The organism is Yersinia vastinensis (genome assembly GCF_044905075.1).
GTDB lineage: Bacteria > Pseudomonadota > Gammaproteobacteria > Enterobacterales > Enterobacteriaceae > Yersinia > Yersinia vastinensis.
In genome coordinates, this window is the sequence record NZ_CP173260.1 from 678481 (window position 1) to 689854 (window position 11374).

Genomic DNA, 11374 nt, shown 5'->3' on the forward strand with positions numbered 1-11374 from the left:
TAAACATCAAATCAGGACGTATTTTGTGGGCATTGATTTTCAGAAAGCATTAGGGATTCACCCTACGGCGATGCAGCTTCGACTGACCAGAGCAGAACTGCTATCCGCCAACTTGGCTAATGTGAATACGCCAAATTTTCAGGCTAAAGATATTGATTTTGTCGCTGAAATGCAACGGGCAAAACGAGGTGCGGTTGGGATGACATCACCTCAAATGGCATCACCTCAAATGAAATATCGGTTGCCCTATCAACCCTCACAGGATGGCAACACGGTGGCATTGAATGTTGAGCAGGCGGAGTTCTCAAAAAATGCCCTCGATTATCAAACCAGCTTGTCATTTCTCAATATGAAACTAACGGGTTTGAAGCAAGCGATTGAAGGGAAATAACAAATGTCGTTTAACAATATTTATCGGGTATCAGGTTCTGCGATGACGGCCCAAACCATCAGGCTCAATACTATCGCCAGCAACCTGGCGAATGCGGAGTCACCTGCAGCCACTGCGGCTGATGTTTACAAGGCGCGTAGTCCGGTCTTTTCTGCGGTGTATTCCCCCCGTAGCGCCGCAAATCTTCGCGGTATCACCGGTGCGCAGGTACAAGTGCTGGATGTAGTGGAAACCGGGGGATCGGTGCAGCGCCACGAGCCGAATCATCCGCTGGCTAACCCTCAAGGTTATGTGTTTTACCCGGCGGTAAATGTGGTCTCGGAGATGGCAGACATGATGTCGGCTTCACGCAGTTTTGAGACCAATGTTGAAGTCCTCAACAGTGTCAAAAGTATGCAACAGAGTGTGTTAAGGCTCGGAGAGCGCTAATGATGAATATTAATGAAACCAGAAATGCATCAACGAAAGCAAATAACTCGCTCTCCCCTGCGGGTGGGGAGCTTCCTATGGGAGAGCAGCTTAATAATCAGTTTATGACGCTGCTGGTGGCACAAATTCAGAATCAGGATCCACTGAACCCAACCGATGGCACAGAGTTTGTCAGCCAAATGGCCCAGCTCTCGCAAGTTCAATCCACCGAGAACATGGCAAAACTGTTGAACCGGAACACGGTGCAGATGGAGCGGATGCAGGCCATGGCGACGGCCAATTTGGTCGGACAAAAAGTGATGGTAGAAAGCAGCACTGTTGAGCTGGGTAAGCAAAGCCAAAGCGGGCGGCTGACCATTGAGCAGGCGGCATCCACGGTAGCGCTGTTTTTGACTGATGCATTAGGGCAAGAGCATCGCATCGATTTGGGTGAACAAGATGCCGGTCATGTGGATTTCACCATTGATCCTGCCAAACACAACCTTAAGCCGGGCCAATACGAACTCAGTGCCGTGAGCAGCAGTGGGGAAGAGTTGATTCCGCTGGAGTTGGCCGGGGCCGTCAACACGGTACGTATCCCGCCCAAAGGGGGGACTGCACAACTGAATGTTGCCGGTATTGGCGATGTGCCTTACAGCAAAATTAAACAATTTGGTGTGTAACCCAGCATCAACAAACCTTAAAAGTAACCCATTATTTTATAAGAGAAATATTTTATGAGTTTTAACATTGCCAATACCGGCCTGAGTGCAGTGACCGAGCAGTTGAGCACGATCAGTAACAATATTGCCAACTCTGCCACCAAAGGGTTTAAGTCTAGCCGAACTGAGTTTTCCTCGATGTATGCGCAATCTCAAGCGCTCGGTGTTGGTGTCAGCGGCGTGGCCCAAAATATCAGCAAAGATGGCTCCATTGACAATACGAACAGAGCAATGGATTTGGCTATCGCGGGTAATGGCTTTTTTGTGGTGAAAAGCAGCAACGGTGACGAGGCTTATACTCGTGCGGGCATGTTCGAAACCGATAAAAATGGCTTTCTGGTTAATGCCAGTGGCATGAAATTACAGGGCTATCCTGTTGATGCTGCGGGGAATATGCAGACCGGTAATATCGGTGATTTGAAGATAAGTACCGCAGGACTACCAGCGAAAGCCACCAGTCAACTGGATTTTACAGCGAACTTGCCTGCGGGTGACAGTGCCCCTGCGGTGGCCCCTTTCGATTCGAACAATAAAGCGACATTTAACTACACTTCAGCATCGACTGCTTATGACTCATTGGGCCGTCAACATGCGGTGACACAATACTTTGTGAAAGGTGCGACAGCGGGTGAGTGGAATGTTCATTATGCCGTTGATGGTGCAGTACAAGGGGGGGTAACTCATCAATTACAGTTTGATACCTCCGGTGTGATGACCGCTGGTAACCGCAAAAACATTACCGGAACTTATGCTCCTGCAGGTGCAGCTAACTTCACGATTGGCCTTGATTACACCGGTACAACCCAATTTCAATCTGAGTTTCTAACGACTACCAACAAAGGTGATGGTTACACTGCAGGTACCAAAAATGGCGAGCGCATTGAAAATGATGGCTCAGTCTATGCCACCTTCAGCAACGGTGAGCGGATGCTGCAAGGCAAGCTAGCCTTAGCTAACTTCGCCAATCCCAATGGCTTAACAGCGCAAAACGGCACCACTTGGACCGCGACAGGAAAATCTGGAGCGGCGCTCATTGGTGTTCCCGGTTCAGGGCTGTTGGGCACGCTTCAAGCCGGCGCATTAGAGGCTTCAAACGTTGATTTAACCGCTGAGTTGGTTGGTTTGATGACCGCGCAACGTAATTATCAGGCGAATACCAAAATCATTAGCACCAATGACAGCATGATGAATGCGCTATTCCAGGTGCTGTAATGGATAAGCTTCTCTATACCGCCGTCAGCGGGGCTAACCGCAGTCTGACGCAACAAAAAATTCATGCTAATAACCTGGCGAACGTTAACACGCAGGGATTTCGTGCCGATTTGGAGCGCGCCACGGCGGCTCAGGTGCCGGGTGGCGGCTACAGCAGCCGTGTGGCGGTACTGAGCCAAAATGGTGGGGTCGACATGACCGCAGGTAGTTTGCAAGAAACGGGTCGCGATCTGGATATTGCGCTGAAAGACCGTGGGTTGATTGCTGTACTCAATGGGGGCCGTGAGGCTTATACCCGTAATGGGCAAATGAATGTCGGCCCGGACGGTGATTTGACCATCAATGGGTTGCCAGTACTGGGAGATGGCGGTCCGATTGTGTTGCCGCCGTATTCCAGCATCTCGGTGGCCGATGATGGCACCATCGCCATTATTCCTCAAGACGGCATCATCAAAACACCCGCAGACGTTGACCGCATCAAACTGGTGGATATTCCGGCTAACCAACTTAGCAAGAATAACCGTGGCTTATTGGTCGCCCGCCGTGGTGCTGCACCCCGTGATGAAAATATTCAGGTGATTAGCCAACATCTGGAAAGCAGCAATATATCAGCCATCAGCGAAATGACTGCCAGTCTCTCTCTTAGTCGCCAATTTGAAGCACAAATCAAAATGATGAAAGTGGCCGAAGAGTTGGCGCAAACGGGTAATCGGATGATTCGCGGCAGCTAACCTCTGCCGCGACACATGCTTATTTATGGATAGTAATTTTAGGGAGCAGTCTTTATGAATCCTGCCTTATGGGTCAGTAAAACCGGCTTGGCGGCACAAGATGCCAAGATGAACGCGATTTCGAACAATCTGGCGAACGTCAACACTGACGGTTTTAAACGTGACCGTGTGGTGTTTGAAGACCTGTTTTATCAAAACCAACGCACCCCCGGTACACCGCTGGACCAAAATAATGCCACCCCCAATGGTATTCAGTTTGGTAGCGGCTCCAAGGTGGTGGGGACACAAAAACAATTTACTGTCGGCAATATTAAGGTCACCAAGGGTGAATTTGATGTGGCTATTGCCGGTCAGGGTTTTTTCCAAATTGAAACCGCCGACGGTGGCCTTGCCTATACCCGTGCGGGCAATTTATCCATCAATGCTGATGGTGTGTTGACCAACGCGCAGGGCATGCCGCTTATCCCCCAAATCGAGTTGCCCGCGGGGGCACAGGATTTGGCGATAGGCAAAGACGGCACTGTTACGGCTCGCGTAGGCGGGGAGGCAGAGGCCGCAGAATTGGGGCAGATCACGCTGGTCAATTTTGTCAATCCAGCCGGTTTAGAGGCCGTTGGCGGCAATATGTACAAAGAAACCGTGGCCAGTGGCACGGCGGTGGAAGGGGTGCCGGGTGAAGAAGCATTTGGTCAGTTAGAACACGGTTCACTGGAAGGCTCCAATGTGCAAGTGGTTGAAGAGATGGTCGACATGATCACGGTACAACGTGCTTATGAGATGAACGCCAAAATGGTTTCTGCTGCTGACGACATGCTGAAGTTTGTGACTCAAAAGTTGTAACCGCCAGCATCCCCGTTGAAAAGTGAATGATGAATGAAAAGTTTTTTACTATTAACACCGCTGGTATTGGCGCTGAGTGGTTGTGAAACCCCAGCGCTGCTGGTGCATAAAGATGACGCCGCCTTCGCTCCACCGGCCAATCTGGTGCAACCGTCCGCGGTCAACGCAGGAGGCGGGCTGTTTCAGCCCGCTTATAACTGGTCGCTATTGCAGGACCGGCGTGCCTATCGGGTGGGCGACATTCTGACGGTCAAATTGGATGAGTCGACCCAATCGAGCAAGCAGGCGAAAACCAATTTTGGCAAAAAGAACGATATGAGCTTGGGCATTCCCGAAGTCTTGGGGAAAAAGCTGAAAAAGTTCGGTGGTTCTATCTCCGGTAAGCGCGACTTTGACGGCAGCGCCACCTCCGCCCAGCAAAACATGCTACGAGGCTCCATTACTGTCGCAGTGCATCAAGTGTTGCCTAACGGCGTCTTGGTGATTCGTGGCGAGAAGTGGCTCACTCTCAATCAGGGGGATGAGTACATGCGTGTCACCGGTTTAGTACGGGCTGATGATGTTGAGCGAGACAACTCGGTTTCTTCTCAGCGTATCGCCAATGCGCGAATTTCCTACGCAGGCCGTGGTGCGCTTAGTGATGCCAACTCAGCCGGTTGGTTGACGCGCTTCTTTAACCACCCGTTATTCCCTATCTAGGCAGGAGCCGACATGTTACGACGTTATTTTGTGCTGGTGGGATTGTGGTTTGCGCTCCCCGCCGTAATGGCCCAGCCCCTTGGCTCTTTGGTTGATATTCAGGGCGTTCGTGGTAACCAACTGGTGGGCTACAGCTTGGTGGTGGGTTTGGACGGCACGGGCGATAAAAATCAGGTGAAATTTACTGGCCAATCTATGGCGAACATGCTGCGCCAGTTTGGTGTGCAGTTGCCGGAAAAAATGGATCCTAAAGTCAAAAACGTGGCGGCGGTGGCTATCAGTGCCACCTTACCTCCGGGTTATGCCCGTGGACAATCCATTGATATCACCGTGTCCTCGATTGGTGATGCAAAAAGCTTGCGTGGCGGCACGTTGTTACTTACCCAATTGCGCGGTGCTGACGGTGAGGTCTACGCATTGGCGCAAGGCAATGTGATTGTGGGCGGTATCAAAGCAGAAGGGAACAGCGGTTCCAGTGTCACAGTCAATACACCAACCGTGGGGCGCATCCCGAATGGTGGCAGTGTTGAGCGTGAGATATCGAGTGATTTTCAAAGCAACAGTCAGGTGGTGCTTAACCTGAAACGGCCTAGCTTTAAATCGGCCAATAATGTGGCCTTGGCCTTGAACCGTGCATTTGGTGCCAATACGGCAGTGGCGCAAAGTGCCACGAATGTGATGGTCAATGCACCACAGGATGCCGGCGCGCGCGTCTCTTTCATGTCATTGCTGGAAGATGTGCAAATCAATGCCGGTAAGCAGTCACCCCGCGTGGTGTTTAATGCTCGAACTGGCACGGTGGTGATTGGTGAGGGTGTCATTGTGCACTCTGCCGCGGTTTCTCACGGCAATCTGACGGTCAGTATTCGCGAAAAGAAAAATGTCAGCCAACCCAACGCATTAAGCGGAGGTAAAACCGTTACCACACCTGACAGTGATATCGAGGTGACCAAAGGCCGCAATCAAATGGTGGTGGTGCCCAATGGCACGAAATTACGCAGTATCGTTAACACTATCAATAGTTTAGGTGCCTCCCCTGATGACATTATGGCGATATTACAAGCTTTGCATGAAGCGGGGGCATTAGATGCCGAACTGGTCGTTATTTAAGATAATTATGTGATTTAAGGCGCGTATATGGTTGAAGCAATTAATAAATCAGCTCCGGTCATCCCGGGGAGTTTTTCTGGCGATTTATTGCCTGAAAATCTGGAACAAGCGGCAGTGCAATTTGAGGCGCTTTTTATGCGCACATTATTGGCTCAAATGCGCAAAGCGGGCGAAGCACTGGCGGCGGCGGATGACCCCTTTAACAGCAAACAGCAGCGCATGATGCGTGACTTTTATGATGACAAGCTGGCTTCCACGCTGGCGTCACAGCGCAGCAGCGGTATTGCCCATTTGCTAATTCAGCAATTAGGTCATCAATAAGTTGGGCAATAAGCCACCTTCCCCGTGTCGGCTATTTAAGGATGGATATCCAATAGCCGCTTTTAACCATTAAATCGGTAATAACCGAAAATAGATAACAGGGAATACCATGAATTTTATTAAAACTGCATTTAGCGGGGCGCAAGCTGCTCAGGCGCACCTAAGTGCCACGGCAATGAATGTTGCCAACATGAAGACCGCAGGTTATTCACGTCAACGGGCAGAACAAAGTGCTATTGGTGCTCATGGTGTGGGGCCTAATGCCGGAAGTGGTGTCCGTGTCGACAGTATTAAGCGCCTGTCAGATCAATATCTGGTCAAACAAGAGTGGCGGGCTAATAGCCAGAATGCTTATTTCAATGGTAAGCAACGTTATTTGGATAAGTTGGAATCTGCGGTATCGACGGAAAGTACCAGTCTTTCTAAAGGATTGAATGAATTCTATGCAGCTTTAAATGGTGCAACATTAATTCCTGATTCTTTGCCCCAGAGACAGAATATTATCAATACTGCGGATGCTCTTGCTCTACGCATTAATAATACAAACAGAATTATCGCCGATCAGAAACAGGCTATCGCAAATCAACGGGCAAGTTGTGTGGAGCAAATTAATGTTTTGACCCATTCGATTGCTGATTACAATCAGAAAATAGTGCAATTAGAGTCAACGGGGGTCAATACCAATGCATTATTGGATAAACGTGATCAACAAATAAAAGAATTAAGCACTTTAATGGATATCCGCTCAATACAAGCGACGGATGGGAGCTTCAATATTTCTTTGAAGAATGGGCAACCGCTGGTCAATGGTTCTGTTGCTGCATCCGTCGTCGCGAATCCAAACACGAGTGTTGCAACACTGAATCTTAGCTTCTCTGGCAACCAATCTCCGATAGATATGTCATGCGGTGGCCAGTTAGGGGGCTTATATGATTATGAAACCGGTATATTGAGCAGTGTTCAGGAAACAATAAGTGATGTTGCTGAAGAACTGGCAAAAGAATTTAACGATCAGCTCGCGAGAGGTACAGATTTAGAGGGGAATGCCGGGGCTGCACTGTTTACATTTAATACCAGCAATCCCAGTAGTATGCTGCAAGTTAATGCCATCGGATTAAAACAATTGGCACTGGCGGGTAATGGCAAGGGGCCAGGCGATAATGCTAATTTGCATACACTTATTGCGATTAAAGATAAACAAATTACATTCAATGGCGGCCATCGTTCGAGCTTGAGTGATGCTTGTGTTGGGTTATTTAGTGATATTGGTGTGGCAAGTGGTCGGAATAAAACTGAGTTAAAAGCAGCAAACGATGTATTAACTCAAGCAACTCGTGAACGTGAGAGTGTTAGCGGTGTTGAGAAAGATGAAGAAGCAATGAACTTGATGGAATATCAACGTGCTTATCAATCGAATATTAAAGTTGTCTCTACCGGTGACCAACTATTCCGTGATCTATTAGCCCTGTTTTAACATTAAATAAGGATATAACAATGAGAATCACCACTTCAATGATGGCGGCCACCATGCATCAATCGGTTAGCAATAGCAACTCCGAGCGAGAGAAGCTAATGAAACAGATAGATAGCCGGCTTCGGGTTATGGTGCCGTCTGATGATCCTATTGCCAGTACATGGATGGGGCAATTAGAACAAGAACAATCAGCAATTAATCAATATAAACAAAATATCTCACGATTAAATAATAGTTTGACCAAGCAGGAAAAGAATGTCACTGCATTAAAAAGCGAACTGGATGATATTAAAGATGAATTACTGGCAGCAGTAAATGACAGCCGTGGCACTTTAGATATGGCCAGCTACGGCAATTCGATTGAAGCTCGCTTAGAAACGATTGTGACATTCTTAAATTCTAAAAGTGGTGAGGGGCGTTATCTTTTTTCGGGTACTGCGACGGATACTCAGCCTATTAGATATGATGCGGCTACCCAAGAGTATCATTACGATGGTAATAATGATTATCGCGAGACAATTACGGCCAATGGGATAAGTGTTCGTGAAAATATACATGTGCAGGACGCCTTTGGTCTGCAAGGCTCGGGTGGCACGAACACGCTAACTAAATTAAAAAAGTTATGCGATGAAATGAAAACTAACCCAGATAAAACCAGTTATTCCTCTGAGTTAAATGATATGTTGGCTTTGATTGATGATGCAACCCATTATATGGCTGCCACAGAAACTGAATTGGGTAGCCGCCAAAATCGGATTAATTTACTTTCAGATACCCATGAAAGAAATGAAGAGGCCAATAACGATATTGCGCGCAATTTGGTGGGATTAGATGAAGTTGAAACTCAGACAATGATGTTTGAAATGCAGGCTCACCAAAATGCCTTGATAAGTACTTTTAAAATGTACAATCAAGTCAATAATCTTTCTCTTTTTAACTTAATATAAGCTGAATAAATGTCATGCAGGTAGGATTTAACGCCACTCACGGGCTGCGTGGAAACAAGGCATCCAGTCATCCGCTGGCCGTTCATCAGCACCAGCCTGTTAATGGTCAGAAGCAAAGCAAGGTAATATCGAATTTTCCGGACTCGCCATTTATCTCTAGCCAGCCATTACGCTATAACGTGCAACTTAATCAGCAACTGACCGCTGTACAGCAAGCGGATCGGTATTTACATGAAACTGAACGTAAAATTGCTCAATTGCATCATGCTGTACAGCAAGGGAAAGTCAGTACTGAAGTGCAGCAATTAGCGGAGAAAACGGTCGACTGGTTACAACGTCGCAGATTAGCTTCAGCAAATACGGTTGATCGGCAATTAAATATTGCACTGGGGCAGGCGGTAAAAGTTAATTTCAACTGGCAGGATGCCAAGCAAGTATTGCAATCCCCACAAGAGGAAACGCTCCTTTTTTCTTTACAAGGTACTGAAAATAAAGTTGTTGCCATTCGCTTCCCTGCGCAGGGAAATGCCCGTCAGAATCTGTTGGTGCTGAACAAAGGGTTAGGGCGCTTAGGAATTCATGGTGAATTGATGCCCAATGGCCAAGTCCGGTTCAGTATTGACGAACAACGTTGGCAAGACGTTAACCAGCTTCGCGTACGCGGCGAGGGTTATCGCTTTAATTCTGGTGATACTCAGCCTGTAACATTGACCGCTGAAACGGCATTAGTTGATGATATTCGCCATATGACTGAGCAGCCAACAGAGGCTAAAAAACACTTGGGCAGTTTGCAGCAAGCACTAACGCAAATGACCGGTCAAATGCGAGAGCTTAATGAACATAAACAAAAAGTGCACAGAAGTATTGAAAGTATGAGCAGCTTCCCGTCATCAGATTCAGTGCAGTTATTGGCGGAATCATTGGCTGATAAATTGGCTCAAGGAAAAACGCACTATAACTTACTGTTACAGGCACTGAATGGGCAAGGAAATATACATAACTTAACCGTCAGAAATTTGCTGGGTAATTAACTTTTATCTTAGTGCCATTCATTGCCATAAATTAAATCAAAGGGGGGCTATTTCCCCTTTGATTTTTCGCCAAGAACAATCCCACTTTGACCAAATAATAATGGTTGCCCATCAATGACCATGGGGGTCATGTACACAGTGTTATGGACCAAATAATCCAAAAAGCCATCAATCATACGACCAGAGGTTGGGTTATTGAAAAATATCGGGCTGTAATTAAAACTGAGCTGACCATTTGGCGCGTTGTGTACTGTAAACTTCCCCTTAAAAATAAAGCGATTATCGTTAGGGTTAGTAATTGTGCTGATCACACCACCTTGCGTTGTTGTGATTCTGGCGTCATAAATCTCTTTTTGTTGTGACAACAAATCATAGAAACCCATCTGTAATTGGGCTTGTAGGGGTTGTTGTGGGCTAACTTCAGAAGAGACTCTGACCGCTGCTAATGAAAGGAAAAGTGCCAATATTGTCAGCATCATTCCGTTTTTAACATTGAGCCATTTCATTCACTTTTCTCTCCATCTCTCGATAAATTAAATTATTGAGTAATTGTTCACTCTGCCGCCAATGATAAATTGTCATGCCAAGTTGCTTATTCTCACATTGACTCTCGACTGAAAAATTAAAATCCAGGCGTCTTAATGACACAAAATAGTAAACAGAAATATGCATGTTTTTTGATTTAACTTGCTTATTTATCATATAGAAAGTGTCTTTCAAACGCTGATTCAGTTTTTCCTTATCCTGTAGTGATAACTGTGAGTCGACCAGTTGGAAAATACGGATGTTGCTGTACATTCCCAAGTCTTGCTCAACGGCTTGGTAGTGGGGGGGAGCAGGTTTCTGATAAAGAATGTAGCTACCACCGGCACCGATGACGATAACCAACAATACCAATAAAATTATGCTCAAACGGCTGAATGTCGGACGTTTTCTGACCGTTTGAGGGGGTGTTTTTTGTAGGGGAAATGCAGGCGAGACTTCAGTAAGATCCGTCTTTTCTGATTCCACTGGCGGTGATGACTTTTCATCTGAGGCGTGTATTGAGTCGTTATCTTGGTCCTTGGCTGACAGGGGGGGCGCTAGACTGTCAGTAGAGTGACCTTCTTGAAACGTGTTATTTTTTTCGTCAGATTGATCTTCACTGTTTTCTTCAATAATTTCGCAAAATTCCGGATCCAGTAAATAACCCATTTTGGGAATTGTCTGAATAATACGTTGTTGTTTGTTCTCATCCCCGAGTGCTATGCGCAGGGTATGAATAGCATTTGGTAAACTGTTATTGCCAATAACACGGCGATGCCACACTAGGTTTGTTATCTCGTCACGAGATAATATTTCACCGACATGTTCCAGTAACACAGTGATCAATTTTAATTGATATTCACCAAGACGCTTTGTCTCACCTGTCTTTCGGTGGGTAATAAATCCAGAAATCAGGTCGATGACATAGTCGTTAACGACATAGGTTTTTTTTATCATTTTCAT

14 protein-coding genes are annotated in these 11374 nt (G+C 46.8%); 12 read left to right on the top strand and 2 right to left on the bottom strand.

Annotated elements, in window-relative coordinates; translation table 11 throughout:
• The first annotated feature begins 25 nt into the window (after window positions 1–25).
• The 12 genes from flgB (at window position 26) to ACIOG0_RS03075 (ending at window position 9886) form a co-directional block, all read left to right on the top strand.
• On the top strand, window positions 26–391 hold the full coding sequence (gene flgB, locus ACIOG0_RS03020; RefSeq protein ID WP_050097844.1) for a flagellar basal body rod protein FlgB: 366 nt from the start codon (window positions 26–28) through the stop codon (window positions 389–391).
• Between the two features lie 3 nt (window positions 392–394).
• Window positions 395–820, top strand: a complete 426-nt coding sequence (flgC, locus tag ACIOG0_RS03025) for a flagellar basal body rod protein FlgC (protein WP_050097845.1) — start codon at window positions 395–397, stop codon at window positions 818–820.
• 2 nt (window positions 821–822) lie between these two features.
• Window positions 823–1482, top strand: a complete 660-nt coding sequence (gene flgD / locus ACIOG0_RS03030; RefSeq protein WP_145524565.1) for a flagellar hook assembly protein FlgD — start codon at window positions 823–825, stop codon at window positions 1480–1482.
• A 54-nt stretch (window positions 1483–1536) separates the two neighbouring features.
• Window positions 1537–2733 (top strand): flagellar hook protein FlgE, encoded by a 1197-nt coding sequence (gene flgE / locus ACIOG0_RS03035; protein WP_050097846.1) that lies wholly within the window; start codon window positions 1537–1539, stop codon window positions 2731–2733.
• Window positions 2733–3464: a flagellar basal body rod protein FlgF gene (locus tag ACIOG0_RS03040; RefSeq protein WP_050097847.1), complete on the top strand. Its 732-nt coding sequence runs from the start codon at window positions 2733–2735 to the stop codon at window positions 3462–3464. Before flgE ends, ACIOG0_RS03040 begins: the two co-directional genes overlap by 1 nt.
• A 54-nt stretch (window positions 3465–3518) precedes the next feature.
• The gene (gene flgG, locus ACIOG0_RS03045; protein ID WP_050097848.1) at window positions 3519–4304 is read left to right on the top strand and encodes a flagellar basal-body rod protein FlgG; all 786 of its coding nucleotides are present in this window, start codon (window positions 3519–3521) and stop codon (window positions 4302–4304) included.
• Window positions 4305–4337: 33 nt separating this feature from the next.
• A complete protein-coding gene (flgH, locus tag ACIOG0_RS03050; protein ID WP_050097849.1) occupies window positions 4338–5003 on the top strand; it encodes a flagellar basal body L-ring protein FlgH in 666 nt (221 codons plus the stop codon).
• Window positions 5004–5015: 12 nt separating this feature from the next.
• Window positions 5016–6113 (top strand): flagellar basal body P-ring protein FlgI, encoded by a 1098-nt coding sequence (locus ACIOG0_RS03055; protein ID WP_050097850.1) that lies wholly within the window; start codon window positions 5016–5018, stop codon window positions 6111–6113.
• A 27-nt stretch (window positions 6114–6140) separates the two neighbouring features.
• Window positions 6141–6434 carry a rod-binding protein gene (locus tag ACIOG0_RS03060; protein WP_050097851.1) on the top strand — a complete coding sequence of 98 codons (294 nt, stop codon included), beginning with the start codon at window positions 6141–6143 and terminating at the stop codon, window positions 6432–6434.
• 109 nt (window positions 6435–6543) lie between these two features.
• Complete coding sequence (gene flgK, locus ACIOG0_RS03065; protein ID WP_050097852.1) at window positions 6544–7908, top strand: flagellar hook-associated protein FlgK; 1365 nt, start codon at window positions 6544–6546, stop codon at window positions 7906–7908.
• Between the two features lie 53 nt (window positions 7909–7961).
• A complete protein-coding gene (flgL, locus tag ACIOG0_RS03070; protein WP_230678384.1) occupies window positions 7962–8855 on the top strand; it encodes a flagellar hook-associated protein FlgL in 894 nt (297 codons plus the stop codon).
• Window positions 8856–8869: 14 nt separating this feature from the next.
• Window positions 8870–9886 carry a hypothetical protein gene (locus ACIOG0_RS03075; protein WP_050097854.1) on the top strand — a complete coding sequence of 339 codons (1017 nt, stop codon included), beginning with the start codon at window positions 8870–8872 and terminating at the stop codon, window positions 9884–9886.
• Between the two features lie 47 nt (window positions 9887–9933).
• On the opposite strand, the gene ACIOG0_RS03080 is transcribed toward ACIOG0_RS03075, so the two are convergent.
• Both ACIOG0_RS03080 and ACIOG0_RS03085 read right to left on the bottom strand, forming a co-directional pair.
• Window positions 9934–10392: a hypothetical protein gene (locus ACIOG0_RS03080; protein WP_050097855.1), complete on the bottom strand. Its 459-nt coding sequence runs from the start codon at window positions 10390–10392 to the stop codon at window positions 9934–9936.
• Window positions 10373–11368, bottom strand: coding sequence for a transcriptional regulator (locus tag ACIOG0_RS03085; protein ID WP_164908341.1), 996 nt, complete (start codon window positions 11366–11368; stop codon window positions 10373–10375). The genes ACIOG0_RS03080 and ACIOG0_RS03085 overlap by 20 nt, the downstream gene beginning before the upstream one ends.
• Window positions 11369–11374: the final 6 nt, after the last annotated feature.

Excerpts from the sequence above, each read along its gene's own strand:
- flgC (WP_050097845.1), top strand. The coding sequence starts at position 395 with ATGTCGTTTAACAATATTTATCGGGTATCAGGTTCTGCGATGACGGCC.
- flgD (WP_145524565.1), top strand. The coding sequence starts at position 823 with ATGAATATTAATGAAACCAGAAATGCATCAACGAAAGCAAATAACTCG.
- flgE (WP_050097846.1), top strand. The coding sequence starts at position 1,537 with ATGAGTTTTAACATTGCCAATACCGGCCTGAGTGCAGTGACCGAGCAG.
- ACIOG0_RS03040 (WP_050097847.1), top strand. The coding sequence starts at position 2,733 with ATGGATAAGCTTCTCTATACCGCCGTCAGCGGGGCTAACCGCAGTCTG.
- flgG (WP_050097848.1), top strand. The coding sequence starts at position 3,519 with ATGAATCCTGCCTTATGGGTCAGTAAAACCGGCTTGGCGGCACAAGAT.
- flgH (WP_050097849.1), top strand. The coding sequence starts at position 4,338 with ATGAAAAGTTTTTTACTATTAACACCGCTGGTATTGGCGCTGAGTGGT.
- ACIOG0_RS03055 (WP_050097850.1), top strand. The coding sequence starts at position 5,016 with ATGTTACGACGTTATTTTGTGCTGGTGGGATTGTGGTTTGCGCTCCCC.
- ACIOG0_RS03060 (WP_050097851.1), top strand. The coding sequence starts at position 6,141 with ATGGTTGAAGCAATTAATAAATCAGCTCCGGTCATCCCGGGGAGTTTT.
- flgK (WP_050097852.1), top strand. The coding sequence starts at position 6,544 with ATGAATTTTATTAAAACTGCATTTAGCGGGGCGCAAGCTGCTCAGGCG.
- flgL (WP_230678384.1), top strand. The coding sequence starts at position 7,962 with ATGCATCAATCGGTTAGCAATAGCAACTCCGAGCGAGAGAAGCTAATG.
- ACIOG0_RS03075 (WP_050097854.1), top strand. The coding sequence starts at position 8,870 with ATGCAGGTAGGATTTAACGCCACTCACGGGCTGCGTGGAAACAAGGCA.
- ACIOG0_RS03080 (WP_050097855.1), bottom strand. The coding sequence starts at position 10,392 with ATGAAATGGCTCAATGTTAAAAACGGAATGATGCTGACAATATTGGCA.
- ACIOG0_RS03085 (WP_164908341.1), bottom strand. The coding sequence starts at position 11,368 with ATGATAAAAAAAACCTATGTCGTTAACGACTATGTCATCGACCTGATT.